This is a genomic window from Sorangium sp. So ce426, from assembly GCF_051475585.1.
Classification (GTDB): Bacteria; Myxococcota_A; Polyangia; order Polyangiales; family Polyangiaceae; genus Sorangium; species Sorangium cellulosum_B.
Genome location: NZ_CP150341.1, coordinates 4,033,504 through 4,051,738 on the forward strand (window position 1 = coordinate 4,033,504; position 18,235 = coordinate 4,051,738).

The 18,235-nt window shown below is 72.0% G+C and carries 12 protein-coding genes; 8 read left to right on the plus strand and 4 right to left on the minus strand.

Going from position 1 to position 18,235, the window contains the following annotated elements; all coding sequences use genetic code 11:
- Window positions 1-2: 2 nt before the first annotated feature.
- A complete protein-coding gene (locus tag WMF44_RS15135) occupies window positions 3-1,607 on the minus strand; it encodes a polyamine aminopropyltransferase (protein ID WP_437299821.1) in 1,605 nt (534 codons plus the stop codon).
- Window positions 1,608-1,714: 107 nt separating this feature from the next.
- On the opposite strand from WMF44_RS15135, the gene WMF44_RS15140 reads away from it, so the two are divergent.
- From WMF44_RS15140 to WMF44_RS15165, 6 genes are all read left to right on the plus strand, one after another.
- Entirely contained in the window at window positions 1,715-3,190 is a 1,476-nt protein-coding gene (locus tag WMF44_RS15140; RefSeq protein ID WP_437299822.1) for a DUF4178 domain-containing protein, read from the plus strand.
- A 310-nt stretch (window positions 3,191-3,500) separates the two neighbouring features.
- Window positions 3,501-3,809, plus strand: coding sequence for a hypothetical protein (locus tag WMF44_RS15145; protein WP_157906673.1), 309 nt, complete (start codon window positions 3,501-3,503; stop codon window positions 3,807-3,809).
- Window positions 3,810-3,965: 156 nt separating this feature from the next.
- Window positions 3,966-5,069 carry a hypothetical protein gene (locus WMF44_RS15150; protein ID WP_437299823.1) on the plus strand — a complete coding sequence of 368 codons (1,104 nt, stop codon included), beginning with the start codon at window positions 3,966-3,968 and terminating at the stop codon, window positions 5,067-5,069.
- Window positions 5,066-7,036, plus strand: a complete 1,971-nt coding sequence (locus WMF44_RS15155) for a S8/S53 family peptidase (protein ID WP_437299824.1) — start codon at window positions 5,066-5,068, stop codon at window positions 7,034-7,036. The genes WMF44_RS15150 and WMF44_RS15155 overlap by 4 nt, the downstream gene beginning before the upstream one ends.
- A gap of 209 nt (window positions 7,037-7,245) precedes the next feature.
- The gene (locus WMF44_RS15160; protein ID WP_437299825.1) at window positions 7,246-9,621 is read left to right on the plus strand and encodes an ATP-binding protein; all 2,376 of its coding nucleotides are present in this window, start codon (window positions 7,246-7,248) and stop codon (window positions 9,619-9,621) included.
- On the plus strand, window positions 9,618-11,228 hold the full coding sequence (locus WMF44_RS15165; RefSeq protein WP_437299826.1) for a sigma-54-dependent transcriptional regulator: 1,611 nt from the start codon (window positions 9,618-9,620) through the stop codon (window positions 11,226-11,228). Before WMF44_RS15160 ends, WMF44_RS15165 begins: the two co-directional genes overlap by 4 nt.
- A gap of 59 nt (window positions 11,229-11,287) precedes the next feature.
- Here WMF44_RS15165 and WMF44_RS15170 read toward each other — a convergent pair whose 3' ends face one another.
- Both WMF44_RS15170 and WMF44_RS15175 read right to left on the minus strand, forming a co-directional pair.
- On the minus strand, window positions 11,288-12,589 hold the full coding sequence (locus tag WMF44_RS15170; RefSeq protein ID WP_437299827.1) for a UDP-glucose dehydrogenase family protein: 1,302 nt from the start codon (window positions 12,587-12,589) through the stop codon (window positions 11,288-11,290).
- Window positions 12,590-12,774: 185 nt separating this feature from the next.
- Window positions 12,775-14,463 carry a L,D-transpeptidase gene (locus WMF44_RS15175; RefSeq protein WP_437299828.1) on the minus strand — a complete coding sequence of 563 codons (1,689 nt, stop codon included), beginning with the start codon at window positions 14,461-14,463 and terminating at the stop codon, window positions 12,775-12,777.
- 401 nt (window positions 14,464-14,864) lie between these two features.
- On the opposite strand from WMF44_RS15175, the gene WMF44_RS15180 reads away from it, so the two are divergent.
- Both WMF44_RS15180 and WMF44_RS15185 read left to right on the plus strand, forming a co-directional pair.
- A complete protein-coding gene (locus WMF44_RS15180) occupies window positions 14,865-15,986 on the plus strand; it encodes an AAA family ATPase (protein WP_437299829.1) in 1,122 nt (373 codons plus the stop codon).
- Window positions 15,979-16,731, plus strand: coding sequence for a hypothetical protein (locus tag WMF44_RS15185; RefSeq protein WP_437299830.1), 753 nt, complete (start codon window positions 15,979-15,981; stop codon window positions 16,729-16,731). The genes WMF44_RS15180 and WMF44_RS15185 overlap by 8 nt, the downstream gene beginning before the upstream one ends.
- On the opposite strand, the gene WMF44_RS15190 is transcribed toward WMF44_RS15185, so the two are convergent.
- A complete protein-coding gene (locus WMF44_RS15190) occupies window positions 16,671-18,134 on the minus strand; it encodes a hypothetical protein (protein ID WP_437299831.1) in 1,464 nt (487 codons plus the stop codon). The two genes, WMF44_RS15185 and WMF44_RS15190, sit on opposite strands and share 61 nt — an antisense overlap.
- Window positions 18,135-18,235: the final 101 nt, after the last annotated feature.

The window sequence follows — 18,235 nt, forward strand, 5'->3', positions numbered from 1 at the left end:
GATCACCGGGTCCACTCGGCCCACTCGCGCGTGTACACGGAGACGAGCTTCTGGTCGTTCAGCCGGTTGATCGGCGCCTCGACGCGGCCGAGATCGCGGGGGAACCGGAAGAGCTCCGGCAGGCCGCTCGAGTCGAGGTAGCGGAGCCTCGACGGATCGATCCGGAGGGCGCCCGGCGCAGCGAGCCCCTCGCCGCCCGCCAGGATGAAGCCCCACTCGCCGAAGCTCGGCACGTAGACGTGGAGCGGCGCGGTCTTGAAGCCGGCCGCCTCGAGCGTCGTCACGACGCTCCAGAACGACTCGCGCGCGTAGTGGGGCGACGTCGCCTGGACGACGGCGAGCCCGCGCACGGAGAGCCGCTGCCGGAGCAGGTGATAGAAGGCGTCCGTGTACAGCTTGCCGACGGCGTAGTTGCCGGGATCGGGGAAGTCGACGATCGCGAGATCGAACGACTCGGTCGACTCCTCGAGGTACTTGAACGCGTCCTCGTTGCGGACGGCCACGCGCGGGTCGCGCAGCGAGCCCTGGTTCAGGTCCGCGGCGAGCGGCAGATCGCGGAAGGCGCCGGTGACCGCGCCGTCGAGGTCGACGAGCAGGATCTGCTCGACCGACGGGTAACGGAGCAGCTCGCGCGCGGCGAGCCCGTCGCCGCCGCCGAGGATCAGCGCGCGCCGCGGCTCCCGCCCCAGCGCGGCGACGGCCGGGTGCACGAGCACCTCGTGGTACCGGTGCTCGTCGTCCGACGAGAACTGGAGGTTGCCGTTGAGGAAGAGGCGCGTCGTGCGCGGGCTCCTCGTGATGACGAGGCGCTGGTACGGCGACTGCGCCGCGTAGACGATGGGCGCCCCGAAATAGAGCGCCTCCGAGCGCTCGACGAACCGCGAGACGAGCGCGAAGGCGACCCCGAGCGCGGCGATCACGATCAGGCAGAGCGCCCGCAGCCGGACGACGACGGCGCGATCGAGCGGGAACAGGAACGTGCTCGTGAGCGCGACGGCCGCGTTGAGCACGCCGAAGAACAGGCTCGTCTGGTGGATCCCGAGGCGCGGCAGCAGGAGCGAGGGGAAGAGCAGGCTCGCGGCCAGCGCGCCGATGTAGTCGAGCGTGAGCACGCGCGCGACGAGCCGCTTGAGATCCAGCGAGAAGTTGAGCAGCCGGATGAGCAGCGGGATCTCGAGCCCCACGAGCATCCCGATGAGCAGCACGAGCGAGTAGAGCAGCGCGCGGAACGACCCGAGCGCGGTGTAGACCCGGAAGAGCATCGGCGCGGAGAGCCCCCCGACGAGCGCCAGGCCGAGCTCGATCTCGACGAAGCGCTCGAGGAGCCGGCTCTCGATGTACTGGGAGAGGTACGAGCCGATCCCCATCGCGAACAGGTAAAGACCGATGACGAAGCTGAACTGCGTCACCGAGTCGCCGAGGACGTAGCTCGCGAGCGTGCCGGTGATGAGCTCGTAGACCAGCCCCGACGTGGCGATGACGAACACGCTCGCGAGGAGCGCCGGGTGCACGAGCCGGGGCAGCGGCTGCGCCGCGGCGAAGGGCGCCAGGGCGTCCCCGGGAGGGGCGCCCCGAGCTCCCGCAGGGCTCTCCTCGGTGGCCGGCATCGGCGCGGTCCTAGCACCGCTCGCGCTGGACCACAGCCTGTTCGGGCTCGCCGGCGCACCTGAAACGCTTCCTCTTTCGTCGTCGAGGCTTCTAGTATGGTGCTCGCGTGAGCACGCCCTTCGACCGAGCAGCCGCGTGCCCCTCCTGCGGCGCGCCGATCACGTTTCGCTTCGCGGGCGCGATGGCGCAGGTGTGCAAGCACTGCAAATTCGTCGTCGCGCGCACCGATCGGGACCTCCGCGCCGTCGGGCGCGTCGCCGACCTGGTCGAGATTCCCACGCCCCTCCAGCTCGGCGTCACCGGGCGCTGGGGCAACGAGCCGTTCGTGGTCGACGGCCGCGTCCAGCTCGATCGGGCCAGCGCGCCGGGCGCGCCCTGGCAGGAGATCTTCATCGCGTTCCCGGCCAGCGGCCGCTGGACGTGGGTCGCGTTCGCCCAGGGGCGCTGGTACGCCACCACCGAGGCGCCGCTCCCGCTGAACGGGCTGCCGCCGTGGAGCTCCCTCCAGCCGGGCGGCCGTGTCCACCTCGATGGGCACGGCATGTTCACCGTCGTCGAGGTCGGCCGCCGGCGCGTGATCTCGGCCGAAGGAGAGATGCCCTACGTCGCCGCGCCCGGCGTGGTGACGGGCTTCGTCGACATCGCGGGGCCGAGGGGCGAGTTCGGGACGCTCGACTACGGCGACGGGCGGACGATCCCGCCCAAGCTCTACCTGGGCCGGCAGATCGACCCGGCCATCCTGAAGCTCGACACCGGGGCCCCTGTGGACCAGCCCACGGCGCAGGTGTCGGCCGTCGTGTGCCCGAACTGCGGCGGCAACCTGCCGCTCGCCGCGCCCGGCACCACGGAGCGCATCGTCTGCCGGTACTGCGGTACTGCGAGCGACCTCACGAAGGGCGCGCTCGTCGCGCTCGGCCAGGTCCCCAGGCCGCCCATGGAGCCGTACGTCCCGCTCGGCGCCGAGGGCCAGCTCCGCGGCATGCGCGTGCTCTGCATCGGCTTCGTCATCCGGGGCTGCACCGTGGAGGGCGAGCGTTACCGCTGGCGCGAGTACCTGCTCTACGGCGGACCGAGCGTTGGCTACCTGTGGCTCATGGAAGAGGACGGCGCGTGGCAGCTCGTGACGCCTCTCTCGCCCGGCGAGGTCCAGCCGATGGGCTCGACGGCGAGCTATCAAGGGCGGACGTATGCGCTCAAGCAGAGCGTCCACGCCGAGGTGGAATACGTCATCGGCGAGTTCTACTGGAAGGTCGAGATCGGCGAGGCCGTGCAGGCCACGGAGTACCAGGGCGAGGGCGGCAAGGTCAGCATCGAGCAGGCCCCGACCGAGGTGAGCGTGTCGTTCTGCTCACCGCTGCCAGGGAAGGAGCTCGCCGCCGCCTTCCACCTGCCACCCCCGCCGAGCCCCTCGTTCGGCGATGGGACGGGCGCCGGAGCCGGCAGGGTCGTCGTCATCGTCGTCGTCCTGATCGTCGTCCTCCTCATCCTCATCGCGCTCAGCGACTGCGGTGGGGGCGGCGGCGGCGGCATCATTTTCATTCCGAGCGGGGGCGGCAGCCCGAGCTTCGGCGGCGGGAAATGATCCAGCTCCACGGCTCGATTCGGCTACGCATGAAATGAACGGCCTGCGCCGGTGCGTCTTTTGCGATCCCGGCTTGTGTCGAGTCGGGCACGTGCAGCGCTGGACACGTCTATGTCCACCTCCGTGGAAAGGCGACATCGCGTCGAGCGGAGCGGTCGGATTCGGGCAGATGATGGTCGGTTTCGGGTATCGACCCGCTCCGGCCGCCGCTGGCGATCGAGTAATTTCAATGGCTTACACGCTGGCTCACAGCGGCCCGTGACGTGCAATGTGCCGTCCGACGCCGGCGGTGGACCGGCGGCGGAGGCCCATGCAAACGGTGAATTCGATCGACCCGCACGCACAGCTGCGCGCGCTCTACATCTCCCTGCTCCGAAACCAGGAGCACTTCGACGAGTTCAAGCAGCTGCTCGCCCTCTACGTCGTCGCGCCCGAGGCAGATGAGGAGCCGGTGGACGCGGCCAGGATCCGCGCGCAGCTCAACGGCCGCATCCGCTCCTGGATCGGCGGCTTCTTCGATGGGCTGAGCGCCTCCCAGGTGCTCCAGTGGCGCGCGATCGTGGTCGAGGAGCGCTTCAACGTGTGCCTGTCGCCCTGGAAGGAGTCGAACGTCTATTGATGCTGCGGCGCAGGCGACAGGCGGGGCTATCCCGCCATCGGCGTACGTCTCACCGGCGCGGCTCTGCCCCGTTGCCATCTACCGGCGCCCGGAGCGCGCCGCGCACCGCGAGCGCCGAGCCCGGCGCGCCGCGCCGGGCGAGGGAGGTGCCCGCGCATGGATGACGCCCTGTGGGTGGACGAGCTCTACAAGGCGTTCTGGCGGACGCTCCCCGGGATGCTGCACGCCGACGCGCAGGGGCTGGCCTACACGCTCGGCCTGTCGCCGTCGCGCGACGTGCCCTGGAGCGCCGTGTTCAGCAACGAGATCACGCTGGCCGCGCCCGCGCTGCTCGCGGAGGCCATGCCGGGCGTGCGCGGGGCCACGGTGCAGGACGCGCTCCTCGCGCACCTGCTCGCCGTCATCGAGGCGTTCGGCACCGATCGCATCAAGGACAAGCAGGTCCGCCCGACCTGGCAGCTCGAGGCCATCCTGGCGCACGCTCGGCGGGCGCGCGACGAGGCGCTCCGCCGCGTCGCGCCAGGGGTCGACGACCCGGCCATCGACTTCGCGCGCGCGGACGACGCGACGCTGTTCGCCATCGAGACCGAGCGCAGCCTCCTCGCGAGCGGCGGGCCCGCCGGCTTCAGCCGCTATTACGCGCTCTCCCTCGGCAAGCAGAGCGTCGGCTTCCCGGCGTCGATCGCCCTCGCGCACGCCGCCGGCTGGACGGCCGAGCGGCGCGAGGTGCTCGCGCGGCTGCTGTCGTCGGTGTGGCTCGGGCTGCAGCTCCACGACGACGTCATGGACTGGCAGGACGACTACCAGCGAGGCGGCGCCTGGGCCGTCGTCCTGGCCTCGGAGCTGCGATCGCGCGCGCACGGAGAGCCCCGGGCCGAGGAGCGCGATCGGGAGCGCGCCTCGGAGCCGCGCCACCGCGGCGCGGTCGCGTACGGACCGCTCGGCACGCCGCCCTGGGGGATCGCGGTGACGCCGAAGGCGCAGGGCGAGCCGCCGATCCCGGACGCGCCCTCGTCCTTGCTCCCCGTCCGCCGGATGGTCCTCGAGTCCGGCGTCCTCGCGGCGATGCTCGACGGCGAGCGCCGGTGCTTCCGCGCCGCGCGGCGGCGCGCCGCGGTGCTCGGCGGTCGCCGCGTCGCGGCCTGGGCGGAGGGGAGGGAGGGGCAAGCGCAGGAGCTCGCGCGGTGCGAGGCCGAGAGCCCCGGCTTCGCCAACCGCGCCCACGCGCTCAACGCCTGGGCCAAGGCCGTGCTGGCATGAGCCGCGGCCGCGGCGCGGCCGCGCGAGGGGGGGCGGGCCCTCCGGAGGAGGGGTCCGCGCGCGCGCGTCCGGCGCCCGGTCGCAAGAGCGCGCCGCCCCCCGCGTCGTCCGCGACGCCCAGGGCGCGCCCGCGGCGCCCGCCGTGGGACTTCGGCTACGCCCCGGTCCCCACCGCCGCCGGCGACGACGACGATGGTCCCCTCGACGTCGTCGTCGCCTCGCGGTGCCCCGTCGCGCCCGACGCGGTCGCCGCCGCGCTCGGGGCGCGCTGGTCCGGCGTCGTGGTCGAGCGCGTCATCGAACGGACGCCCATCTTCTGGCTCCGCGTCCGGTCCCCCGACCCCGGGCGGCGCGCCGACGTCGCCGCGGCGCTCTCGGCCGCGGCGCTGCCGGTGCGCTACGTCGCGTCGGCCCGTCGCCCGAGCGCCGCCGTCGCCCCGCGCTTCGACGCCGCCGCCGGCGCCGCGGCGCGCCCGGAAGGGTGGACCGCGCGCCGCGCGTCGGTCGAGGATGAGCCCGTCACCCCCGGCCGCTGGTTCCTGCGCGACGAGGGCGGCGGGATCAGGGTCGATCGCCGCCGCTGCGGGGGCGGCGCCGGGACGCGCCTCGGGGTCATCGACGACGACGCGTGGACGGCCGACGAGCTCGGCCTCGAGCGCGAGGTGCTCGTCATGATGGAGCAGCCGCCGCGCAGCCAGGCGCACGGCGCGTTCATGGTCGCGTGGGCCGTGGGGGGCCGTCGCCCCGGCGGGTTCCGCGGCGTCGCGCCGGACGCGTCGCCCCGGCTCTACCTGATCCCGAAGCCTGGATCGTGCGTCCTCGCCCTGCCGGTCGCGATCGTCCGGGCGGTCAGCGACGGCGCCGACGTCGTGGTGTGCGCCGCGTACGTCGAGGGCTCGACGACGCCCATGCTGGACGACGCGCTCGAGTTCGCCGCCCGCCTCGGGCGCCGCGGCCGGGGCTGCCCTGTCGTGTTCCCCACGGGCCGCGAGGCCTCGAGCCCTCCCGAGTCGCTGCACGCGAGCTTCTCGCTCGGGTTCGGCGAGCCCGCGAGCGACCCGCGCGTGTTCTGCGTCGGCCCGGCCGCCCGCGGCGACGGGTGGTTCCTCTGGCGGGACCGGCGGGGGCGCAGCCGCCCCTTCGCCAACCGCGGCCCGGCGGTGCGGTGGCTCGCGCCGGGCGACGACATCACCTGCCCGCTGCCGTCCGCGTCCGGCGCGACCCCCGCGCTCGAGCGGCTCTGCCACGCCGAGTCGAGCGGGGCCTCGGCCATCGCCGCGGGCTCGCTGCTCCTCGTCCTGTCGCAGAACCCGTCGCTCCGCCTGCCCGAGCTCGACGCCCTCGTGATGCGCACGCTCGCCCCGGTGCCCCCCGCGGCGCCCGCGTCGGCCGAGCCGATCGCCGACGCGTGGGACGTGCTCCCCGACGGGCGCGATCGCGACGGCCACAACGCCAAGCACGGCTACGGCCGCATCGACGCCGGTCGAGCCTGCCTCGCCGCCGGAGATCCCATCGCGCTCGCGCTGGTGTCCGTCGGCGAGGACGGCGCCGCGCGCATCTGGCACGACGCCCGCGCCAAGGGCCCGCTCGCCCGCCGCCTGTACTCGCGCCGCCTCGCGCGCTGGGCGGTCCGGGCGCTGCTCGCCGACCCGAGCCTCTGCCACGGCGTCTGCGCGCTCGTGCGCCACGCCCGCCTCACCGCGGGCGACCCGCGGCGCCTGCGCGCCCACGGCGCTGGCGCCGTGCTGCGGCAGCTCTCGCTCCTCGTCCGCGCCCTTGCCGCGAGCCGCGCGGCGCCGCCGCCCTCGCCGCGCGTGCGGGACGAGCTCACCGCCCTGCTCGACCGGCTCGAGCGATCGGCGACCGACGCCGCCGCCGTCGCCGACGTCGAGTCGCGCTTCGGAGCGCTGGCGGACGTCGTGTTCGCGGACGCCTCGGACGGCGACGCGCACGAGGGCGCCGCCTGAGCGCGCTGCCGTCCGGCCGCGGGGTGATCCCGCTCTCATCTCCAAGGGAAAACGTAATGATAATTGCGTAGTAGCGCCGCCGGGGCGCCGGGATCGCGGGTGACGGGCCTGTTGCGCCCCGTCCGGCGCGCGAGCCCCGTTGGTTCACCCGGAGTTCCAGCGTATCGTGGGTGGCTGGCGGCGCAATTTGCGCGCCGTCGGCTCTCCCGATGCCAGCTATCGAGAATCGCCGTTGGCTCCTCGCGGTGGTCGTCCTCGCGGCGCTCGTGCTGGGCGGCTCGGGGATGAGGAGCGCTCTGGGCTGGTACGAGCGCCCGTTCCCCGGCGTGCTCGTCGATCCGGACGGCGTTGTCTCGAGCGTGGGCCTGCCGTCCTGGGAGGGCTTCCAGAAGGGCCTCCGGTACCCGGATCGCGTCGTCGAGGTCGACGGCTGGCGCCTCGAGAGCACCGAGGGGCGCTACCGCGCCGGCGCCTGGGACGCCGCGGTCGAGCGGGCGGCGCGCGAGGGGCGCCGCTCGGTGCACGCCCGCGTCGAGACGGCGGAGGGGCTGCGCGACGTCGAGCTCTCCCTCGTCCCCTTCGACGCGCTCGCCTGGTGGTTCTACGCCGGCGGGCTGATGGTCGTCGCCTCGCTCTACGTGGGCGCCGCGCTCATCGCCCTCAGCGCGAGCCCCCACGGCAAGCTCGCCCGCGCCTTCGCGGGCGCCGCGCTGTTCGCCGCGCTCTTCCAGTTCGCGCTGTTCGACTACCACAGCTCGCGCCACCTCGTCCCGTTCTTCCACGTCGCCTACGCGCTCGTCCCGATGAGCTTCTTCACGCTGGCGCTGCGGCTGCCGGACGACGCCCCGCTCATCGCGCGCTACCCCGTCTTCGCGCGGATCGCGCACGGGCTCGGCGGCCTGCTCGCCGCCGCCCTGCTCGCCTCGCACGCCATGGGCTGGACCACCGTCGCGCTCCGGAGCGTCTGCGCGATCCTGTTCGTGGCGTCGTTCTTCTTCTTCGCGACCACGCTGATCCTCCGCTTCGCCGCGGCGGAGGGCGATCGCCGCCGCACGCTGCGCGCGCTGCTCGTCGCGATGGCGCCGCCGCACGTGGTGATCGCCCTCGGCTTCATGCTCGCCATGCTCGGCGCCCCGGCGTCGACGCTCGCGTGGTTCGCGATCCCCGCGCTCGCCCTCACGCCCGTCTCGAGCGTCGTCGCGTTCATCCGCTACGACCTCTGGGGGAGCCGCGCGCTCCTGTCGCGCCCGCTCACGCGCCTCATCATCGCCTGCATGATGGTCGCGCTCACGGTGATCCTCTGCTCCGCGTGCGCGGGGTACGCGGGCCTCCCGCTGCTCGGCGCGATCAAGGTCGCGGCGCCGGCCGCCGTCGTCAGCGCGGCGCTCGTCGTGTTCGCGCTCGGCGCCGGCGATCGGAAGCTCTTCCCGGCGCGCGCGGAGTACAAGCCCACCGTCGAGCAGCTCAGCGAGGAGCTGACGCTCGTCGCCGATCCCGACGAGGTCGCCTTCGCGGTCGAGCGCACGGTGGCGCGCTGGCTCTCCTGCGAGCGGGTCACCTTCCGCCGCATCGCGGTCGACGCGGCCGACGGCGCGGGCGCGGGCAGCGCCGGCGCCGCGCCCGGCGAGCCGGCGCCGGGGGCGGACGAGTCGAGCGGCGAGCGGATCATCGAGGTCGAGCCCTCCCAGGCGAGCGCGAGCGCGAGCGCGAGCGCAAGCGAGCTCTCGCTGACCGTCATGTTCCGCGGCCGGCTGCTCGGCGTCCTCGAGGTGGGCAAGAAGCGCGGCGGCGCCCTGTTCACCAGCGAGGATCTCGACCTGCTCCGCACGATCGGCAACCAGGCCGCGCTCGCCATGGCGCACGCCCACAGCTACGCGGAGCTGGAGCGGCGGCGGCGGGAGCAGGCCGCCGCGTGGCGCGACGAGCGCGCGGCGCTCATCGAGACGCTCGCGGCCGAGATCACCCACGAGGTGCGCTACCCGATCAACTTCTTCCGCTCCGTGTTCAAGCGCGGATCGAAGAACCAGAGCCTGGACGCCGAGGAGGTCGACATCGGCTGCGAGGAGGTCGAGCGCCTCGAGCGCCTCGTGATGGGGCTGCGCCGGGTGACGCACAGGAAGCTCGAGCGCCGCCGCCTCGCGGTCGAGGAGCTCGTCAGCCGGGCGGAGATGCTCCTGCGCGATCAGCTCGGCAAGCGGCGGATCGAGGCGCGCGTGAGCGCTGGATCGAGGCTCCGCTGCGATCCCGATCAGGCCACGCAGGTGCTCGTCAACCTCCTCTCGAACGGCCTCGACGCGGCCGGCGACAAGGGGACGATCGGGGTCGTCTGGGAGACCACCGAGAGCGGCGCCGAGCTCGTCGTGTGGGACACGGGGCCCGGCATCTCCGGGGACGCGTCGCGCCTCTTCGCGCCCTGGTACACGACGAAGCCCCGCGGGACCGGGCTCGGGCTCGCCATCACGCACCGCATCGTCCGGGCCCACGGGTGGTTGATCGAGCCGGAGCGGCGCGACGGCACGACGCGGTTCGTTATCTCGATCCCCGCCGCCGACGTCTCCATGACCGCGGAGGACGAGGTCGCGTGAAGATCCTGATCGTCGATGATCAGCGGAGCGGCCGCCGCACGCTGCGGCAGATCCTGGCCGCGCTCGACGAGGTCGAGGTGCTGGAGGCGGTCGGCCTGGACGACGCGATGGCGGTCGTGGAGCGGAGCGCGCCGGACCTCCTGCTCCTCGACGTGCGCCTGTCGGACGATCCGCGCGACCGCGGCGGCCTGGAGATCCTGCGGCGCGTGCGGGCCTCGGGGCGGAGCACGCCGGCGCTGATGGTCACGTCGGTCAGCGAGCTCTCCGAGATCCGGGAGGCCATGCGGCTCGGCGCGCAGGACTACGTGCTGAAGGACGAGCTCTGCCCGGAGATGCTCCTGCCGATCATCGAGGGGCAGCGCGAGCGGCTGCTCCTGAAGGGCGAGGTGGTGCGGCTCCGCGAGCGGGTCGACCGCACGTTCGGCACGAAGGCGCTCCTCGGCTCGTCCGCGGGGATGGAGCGCGTCCGCCGCATCATCGAGCGGGTCGCCGAGTCGAGCAAGACGGTGCTCATCCGCGGCGAGACCGGCAGCGGCAAGGAGATGGTCGCCCGCGCGCTGCACGAGATGAGCTCGCGCCGCGGCGAGCCGTTCATCGCGGTCAACTGCTCGGCGCTTCCGGGGACGCTCATCGAGTCGCTCATCTTCGGGCACGAGCGCGGCGCCTTCACCGGCGCCGAGAAGCGCATGCGCGGCCAGCTCGAGCTCGCGGGCGCGGGCACCATCCTGCTCGACGAGATCGCCGAGATGCCCGGCGAGCTCCAGGCGAAGCTCCTCCGCGTCGTCGAGGATCGCCGCTTCCGCCCCCTCGGCGCCGAGTCGGAGATCCCGCTGCGCGCCCGCCTCCTCGCCGCGACCCACGTCGACCTGGAGAAGCGCATCAGCGAGGGGCGCTTCCGGGAGGACCTCTTCTACAGGCTCAACGTCGTCACGGTGCACGTCCCGTCGCTGGCCGAGCGCGACGCCGATCTCATCGAGCTCCTGCTCGCGTTCAGCGCGGAGCTCCCGCGCAAGCTGCGTTACACCGACGACGCGATCGCGTGGCTGGTCCGGCGGCCCTGGCCCGGCAACGTGCGCGAGCTCCGGAACGTCGTCGAGCGGCTGGGGCTGCTCGCGGACGACGATCTCATCGACGTCCCCACGCTCGAGGAGCTCGCGCGCGAGCGGCCGGTCGTGGACGCCACCGCGGAGATCGACCGGCTGGCGCGCGCCCTGCTCGCGCTGCCCGAGCGGCTTGGATCGAAGCTCCGCGTGATCGAGCGCGCCGTCCTGCACCACGCGATCGAGAGCTGCGGCGGCAACAAGGCGGCCGCGGCGCGGCTCATCGGCGTCGATCGGAAGATGCTCGAGCGGCGCTGGGACCGGCATACAGGCGAGGAGCCGCCGAGCAGCCGGCGGATGTCGATGCCGACGCCGATGGCCGCGCGCCACCTCGGCGAGGAGCCGCCGAGCAGCCGGCGGCACACGCCCGCGAACGGGACGCGGCACCTCGGCGAGGAGCTGCCGGGCAACCGCAACCACACGCCCGTGAGCTTGCCGCGGTATGTCGGCGAGGAAGCGCCCAGCACCCGCCGCCAGGCGCCGCCGCCGGGCCACGACGACGCCTGAGGGCGCGGCGCGCCACGTCGGCGGCGTGCCGCGCCACGCCACGCCACGCCGGTGGCGCGCTACTTCCTGCCGATGCCCGTGTAAGCGAACCCCATGCCGCGGAGCTCGTCCGGCTCCCAGATGTTGCGCCCGTCGAAGAGCGTCGGGGAGCTCAGGATGCGCTTCAGCCGGTGGAAGTCCGGGCGCCGGTACTCGTGCCACTCGGTGACGACGACCAGCGCGTCCGCGCCCTCGGCCGCGCCGTACATGCCGTCGCTCAGGAGGATGCGGCTCCCGTAGATGGCGCGCACGTTCGGCATCGCCTGCGGGTCGTGCGCCTGGACCGTCGCGCCCGCCTCGAGCAGCGCGTCGATGAGCGTGAGCGCCGGCGCCTCGCGGATGTCGTCCGTCTGCGGCTTGAACGCGAGCCCCCAGACCGCGATCGTCTTCCCCTTCAGCGCGCCGTCGAAGTGGGCGCTCACCTTGCTGGCGAGCAGCTGCTTCTGCCGCGCGTTGATCCGCTCGGTCGCCCGGACGATCTCCAGATCGTGCCCGACAGAGCCCGCGGTGTAGAGGATGGCCGAGAGGTCCTTGGGGAAGCACGACCCGCCGAACCCCGGGCCGGCGAACAGGAACTTCGTGCCGATGCGCGGGTCGGCCCCGACCCCCTTGCGCACGAGCTCGATGTCCGCGCCCAGCTTCTCCGCGAGCACGGCCAGGTCGTTCATGAACGAGATGCGCGACGCGAGCAGCGCGTTGGCGGCGTACTTGGTGAGCTCGGCCGAGCGCGCATCCATGAGCTGGATGCGGTCGCTCGCCCGCACGAACGGGTTGTAGAGGTGGCGCAGGATCTCGCGCGCCTTCGGGTCGTCCGAGCCGATGATCACGCGGTCGGGCTTCATGAAGTCGTTGACCGCGTCACCCTCCTTGAGAAACTCCGGGTTCGACGCGACAGCGAACGGCTGGGTGGCGTTCGCGCCGATGATCTGCCGGAGCCGGTCCGCCGTGCCGACGGGGACGGTGCTCTTCGTGGCGATCACCTTGAAATTGTTCAGATTCTTGCCGATCGTCTCGCCGACGGCCTCGACGGCGGAGAGGTCGGCGGAGCCGTCGTCCGCCTGGGGCGTACCGACGGCGATGAAGACGATCTCGGCGTCGCGGATGGCGCCGGCGACGTCGGTGGAGAACCGGAGCCTGCCGTCGCGGGTGTTCTTCGCGATCAGCACGTCGAGGCCGGGCTCGTAGATCGGCACCTCTCCGCGCTTCAGCATCTCGATCTTGGCAGCGGACACGTCGACGCACGCCACGTCATTCCCGAAATCCGCGAACCCCGCGCCGGCGACGAGGCCGACATACCCTGTTCCCACGACGGCAAGCTGCATGGGCGGGACGCTACCACGACCCCGGCGCGGTTCGAGCCGGCAGTCGCATGGAGTGTGACCTCCGATCGATCTGTCCCGCTCATCTCGCGCGCGGGCGCGCGCCGAGCGTTCGTGCTGTCCTTGCCCTCGCTGCGCCGAGGGGCTGCCGGGCGCGTGGTGGTCGTGGCGCCGTGGCGCCGCGCGGCTCAGGGGTGGACGAACACCACGGTGCCGGTCAGCGAGCGCGCTGCGCCGTGCCATCCCGGCGGGACGGACGGCTCGGTCCAGAAGAACAGGCGGCGGGCGTCCTCTGGAGACAGGTTGATGCAGCCGTGGCTCTTGGGCCGGCCGAACTTGTCGTGCCAGTACGCGCCGTGCAGCGCATACCCCTCCTCGAAGTACTGCACGTAAGGCACGTCGCGCAGCTCGAACTCCTCACCGACGGCGTCCGAGTCCATGGTGCTCGTGACGAACTTCGTGTGGATACGGAAGATCCCGCGCTTGGTCGCGGTGCTGGACTCGTGGTCATCGAGCCCCGCCTCGCCGCTCGAGATCAGCGTCGCGTAGACGGGCTTCGTGCCCTCGTAGGCGACGAGCACCTGCTTCGTGATGTTGACGTCGAGCCACTTCTCGCCGTTCTTGCCCCAGGCAGGCATCTTCTTGGCGGGGTCGATGCGGCCGGCGTGGCGGTCGTCGACCCAGTCGCCGTCCTTCGTCTCGTAGTGCAGCTTGCCGCCGAAGAACTGCTGTTTGCCGGTGAGGGGCACGGCGGAGCGCCACTCGAGCTCTCCGCCGTCGACGAGCTTCTTGCCCGCGACGCGCCATCGCTTGCCCCCGGCGCGGCGCACGAGCGCGAACGGGAAGTCGATGTCCTTGCCGATCTCGACGCCGTGGAACTCGGAGCCGCGGATGGGGCGGAACCTGTCGGCCGGGACGACGCGCAGATCGGTGGTGACGTTGTAGCGCCGGCCCTCGTGGAGGAACGACTCGAGGAAGGCCATCCCGTTGCGCCGCGAGACCTCGTCGATCTTCACGGCGTCGCTCGTCTTGATGAGGCCGGAGAGGTTGGGGGCGCGCCGGCCGTCGCGCAGGTACCAGGGGATCTCGCGATCGGTGATGCGCTGCGCGAGCGCGTCGAGCGCGGGCGGGGCGGGCTCGGTGCTCCATTTGAGCCAGACGTCGAGGCCGTAGGTGGCGCCGCTCTCCTCGTCCTTGGCCCAGCGATCGAGGTGCTTCTTGAGGCTCGGCTCGAAGCGCGCGACATCGTCCGCGGTCGGGATGCGCGCGTAGGCCGGGCCGCCGCGCGTGACGGTCCCGTACATGTACGGGAGTTTGTGCGTGGCGTCGGGGCGGCGGGCCGTGGCGCGGACGATCTCGTCGTCGAGGTCGAGCGTCGCGTCGGGGCCGACGCACACGTAGCCGAACGGCTTGATCTTGCGGAAGCCTCCGGGGCAGCCGGACGTGCCGGCGGGCTCGGGATCCATCTCCACGACCGCGCCGGCGCGCAGGAAGCCGACGGGCTTCGCGTCGGCGCTGGGCCGCGCGTAGACCCGGGTGAGCATCGAGGTGCTGGCGAGCCGCGGGCGGCCCTCGGGGACCGGCGCCGGCAGGGTGGCGACGCCGCCGAGCGAGACGATGGGCGGGCCCTCGGGCAGGCCGGGCGGCGGCTCATCCTCGGCCGGGGCGGGGGAGGCGGGAGAGGAGGCGGAGGCAGGGCCCTGCGCGGCGGCTTCCTTGGCGCTCGCGCTGCTGGGGGCCTCGAGTGGCGAGTCGGGGGTGCTCCCGGACCGGGGCTGGCCGCAGCCCGAGAGGAGCGCACCGAGGGCGAGGAACGCGAACGCAGGGCGGCGCGCCGCGGGTGAAGCTGCGGCGCGCGGTCGGGGCGGCGTGTCCATGGCGCGGCGACGGTAATGCACGGGAGGGGGAGGAGGACCAGTTTTTGGCGGCGCGTGTTCTGTGGGCGGTTGGCGCGCGCCTCTCTCCCGGTTCTGGAGGAATGGCGGCGCCACACCGCGGACCGTGGCGCTGAGACGCGCGGCACGTGTGCACGATGACGGACTGACGCCGAGCAGGGCGCCGCGCGACGAGCCAGCGCCGCGCAGCGGAAGAGAGCTGCGTTTCAGGGCGACACGCCGCGGCGGGAGCGAGCTCGATCTCGCTCCTCCGCGCAGCGAGAAGCCGGGCGATCTCGTTGCTGGAGGAAGCCGGAGGGCGAGCAGGTCAGGCGGGCGAGGTAGCCGGGATGGACGGGGTCGTCTAGGCTCCCGGGGCCCGCGGAAGGCTTCGGTGCACGCCCATGATCGAGACCGTCAGCTTCAAGAATTTCAAAGCGCTGCGGGACATCCGTTTCCCGCTCGAGCGGTTGACGGTGCTGGTAGGGCCGAACGCCTCCGGGAAGACGAGCGTGCTTCAAGGGCTGGCAGCTCTCCACGCGGAAGACCCGTGGTCAACCCTGGAAGGTGAGCGACATCCGTCCGTGGTCCGCTCTCATGGCACCAGCGAGCCGATCGAGATTCGATGCACGGGCACCTGGAGTGGCAAGGCGGGCTCGATCGAGCTTCTTGCAGAAGAATACGACGTCACGCACTGGGGAAGGTCCGTGACTGTTCACCATGGTGATCACGTGATCACGGATCGGGAGGATCCCTCTCATTGGTCAGATGAAGCTCGAGATGCGGTAGCTGCTGTTCGCACTCCGGCGGACTTGCTCAGGCTCGACGCGACCAAGCTTGCCCAGCCGTCCTACAGCGCATCGCTCGTGCCGCGAATCGAGCCGGACGGCGATGGCCTGGCCGCCGTGCTCGCCGAGATGCTCATCTCGCGCGCGGACGACTTCCGACGCGTGGAGGAGGCGCTGCGCGCAGTCATTCCGTCTGTGGAGAGGATCCGCCTGGAGCGGTCAGCGGTGAGGCGGCCCGAGATCCAGCGGGTGACCATCAACGGCCAGACGACGACGAGCACCGTAGAGCGCGAGTACGTTGGCCATCGTGTCGTGCTGGACATGCGCGGTGCGGCCAATCTACCAGCCCATGCCGCGAGCGAGGGGACGCTCATCGTGCTGGGTATCTTAACGGCGATCATCGGTCGTAGGAGCGCGCACTTGCTCCTCATCGACGACCTTGAGCGTGCGATCCACCCGAGGGCCATCGCCGATCTGGTCGCGCAGATCCGCAAGCTGCTCGACGCGCTTCCTGACCTGCAGATCGTCGCGACGAGCCACTCCCCCTACCTCATCGATCATCTCGAGCCTGAGGAGGTTCGACTGATGAGCGCCGACGAGACCGGCGCCGTGAGGTGGGCCCGGTTGAACGATCATCCGCAGTTTGAGCGCTGGAAAGAGTTCATGCGCCCAGGGGAGATCTGGAGCATGGTCGGCGAGGAATGGGTCCGCGATCGAGGCCCGCAGCCCCATGCCTGAGCAGGTGGCCTGCTCGATAGCGATCGTATGTGAAGCGGACGCCGACCGGCGCACGGCCTGCGTGCTGTCCGATCGAGCGCTCTGCGAAAACGTCGACTGGATTGGCTCGGAGACGATCGAGTTCTTTCGCCGTTATCATGGTATCTTCCGTCAGGATTCCCACCTGAAGTGGACGAGCATGAAGGGGATGGCGAGAGCGCGACATGTCGTCGCGCACGGGTTCTCCGGCGGAAGACCGCGCGAACCAGACGCAGCGATGGCCGAGCAGGCCCTGAAGCTCCTCGCCACGCTCGGCTCTCCTCCAGACGTTGTGATCCTCACGCGTGACGCGGACAAGCTGAGCCGACGTCGCGAGGGCTTCGAGCAGGCGCGGGATTCACAGCCGTGGCCCTTCGCGGTCGTCATCGGCGTCGCCAATACCAAGCGCGAGTGCTGGATCCTCGCTGGCTACGAGCCTCGCGACGACGCCGAGAGAGCGCTCCTCGAGCGCGAGCGCAAGGATCTCGGTTTCGACCCCCGCTTGGGCGCCGAGCGGCTCACGGCGAGCGAGGAAGGCGCGAAGCGCGATGCGAAGCGGGTGCTCCATGCGCTCACGGGAGGGGATCCAGAGCGGGAGGAAGCATGCATGAAAGACCCTCCCTTGACCACCCTGAAGCAGCGAGGCGCCGCGACCGGGCTCATGGACTACCTCACGGAGATCGAAGAGCGCCTCGTGCCTCTGTTCGCCCCGGTCGCGAAGCGCTGACCACCGTCCTTCCCCGGCTCCCTTGGCCGAGGTGCTGCGCCGCGCCTCCACGCGGGGCGCGGCGCAGCGTCGTCGCGCACGATCAGGGTGAACGGATACCGCTCTTCCCCTCTCGCGTCGGGATCGTAGGCCCCGGTGGGCAGCGCGGTCACCACGAGCGTTCGTTTCCCGTCCGCCGCGAGCTCCAGCGCCGCGGAGCCGGACGACAGGTCCAGGAACTCGCCGTCCGAGTCGGGCGTCAGACCGGGGACGGCCTGGACGACGAAGCGGCGCCTCGCGTCGTCGGGCGCCTCGAGCGACACCCGGAGCGCTCGTGGCGTGTCCGCTCCTGCCGAGAGCTCGATATAGCTGGTGCCGAGCAACATCGGCGCGCGCTCGCGGACGTCGATCCTGCCCGGCCTGGCCTCGACCTGGGCCGCCAGCGAGATCCTGGCCGCCGCGAGGTTCTGAAGGCCGCCCGCGAAGTGCCGGAAATGGCGGTCGTCGATGTGATCGCCGGTGTACCAGCGCCAGCGCGCGAGCTCGGGGACGGCCTCGACATAGCTGACGCCCGCCGCCTCTCGGAGCATCGCATCGAGCGCATCGACGAAGTCAGGCTCGTTGGGCCGCGCGCCGTCGCCTGCGGCGGGGGCGTCGCGCGATCCGAGCCACATGCGCGAGACGAACCGCGGATCGCCGTCGAAGAACCTATCTTTGAGGTAGAGCAGCACCATGGAGGCGCCGTACATGAACCATGTCTCGTAATGGTCGTTGTGGTCGATCGCCCATTCCGGGTGCCTCTGAAAATCGGCCAGGCCCTCGCCCGCGTAGCGATCCGCGCGGACCTGGTCGAGGAACGTCGCCGACATCTCGAAGACGACGGGGCTCTCGCTCCAGTCGTCCGCGGCCTGCGAGGCGTGCGCCATCTCGTGCACCACGGTCTCCTCGAGCGCGGAGCCGCCGTAAGGCCCCCACGGATCGACGATCATGTACGGGTGCCGGTCCTCCCATGAGGTCGACCGCTCGCCTCCGAGGACGTCGACGAGGCAGCTGCGGTGGCCTCTCCACACGAACACGTCGAGCGCGTCGTCCGGCCCGCACTCTCCACCATCGCCGAGGGGCGGGCGCATGCCGATCTGGCGCACATGATAGTCCCAGCCATCCTCGACGAACGCGAGGACCTGGCGCGCAACGTCGCGCTCTTCCGCCTTGTAATGGTGCACGAGCACGGGAAGGGTCGAGGATCGAAGGGAGAAAGGGAACATCTCCTCGAAGTCGGCTCGCCCACAGATGCTCTCGCCTTCCGGCAAAGGGTGCTTGTACTCCGACGGCGTGGCCGGGGTCATGTCATCGCCCTCTGTGCCGCAGCCGACGGACCCGAGGCCGAGGGTGAAGCAAGCCAGCCAGGGAAGGGATCTCCGCATCGAGGCGCTTTAACCGAGCCTCCGGGGAGCTCGCAAGGAGCGGCCGCCGGCATGGCCGCGCGGCGCGCGCAGCGGAGCAGCACCCGGCTGCGTGTGTGGCA

Bases quoted from the DNA above. Each gene is read 5' to 3' on its own strand.
- WMF44_RS15135 (WP_437299821.1), bottom strand. From the start codon at position 1,607: ATGCCGGCCACCGAGGAGAGCCCTGCGGGAGCTCGGGGCGCCCCTCCC.
- WMF44_RS15145 (WP_157906673.1), top strand. From the start codon at position 3,501: ATGCAAACGGTGAATTCGATCGACCCGCACGCACAGCTGCGCGCGCTC.
- WMF44_RS15150 (WP_437299823.1), top strand. From the start codon at position 3,966: ATGGATGACGCCCTGTGGGTGGACGAGCTCTACAAGGCGTTCTGGCGG.
- WMF44_RS15155 (WP_437299824.1), top strand. From the start codon at position 5,066: ATGAGCCGCGGCCGCGGCGCGGCCGCGCGAGGGGGGGCGGGCCCTCCG.
- WMF44_RS15160 (WP_437299825.1), top strand. From the start codon at position 7,246: ATGCCAGCTATCGAGAATCGCCGTTGGCTCCTCGCGGTGGTCGTCCTC.
- WMF44_RS15170 (WP_437299827.1), bottom strand. From the start codon at position 12,589: ATGCAGCTTGCCGTCGTGGGAACAGGGTATGTCGGCCTCGTCGCCGGC.
- WMF44_RS15175 (WP_437299828.1), bottom strand. From the start codon at position 14,463: ATGGACACGCCGCCCCGACCGCGCGCCGCAGCTTCACCCGCGGCGCGC.
- WMF44_RS15180 (WP_437299829.1), top strand. From the start codon at position 14,865: ATGATCGAGACCGTCAGCTTCAAGAATTTCAAAGCGCTGCGGGACATC.
- WMF44_RS15185 (WP_437299830.1), top strand. From the start codon at position 15,979: ATGCCTGAGCAGGTGGCCTGCTCGATAGCGATCGTATGTGAAGCGGAC.
- WMF44_RS15190 (WP_437299831.1), bottom strand. From the start codon at position 18,134: ATGCGGAGATCCCTTCCCTGGCTGGCTTGCTTCACCCTCGGCCTCGGG.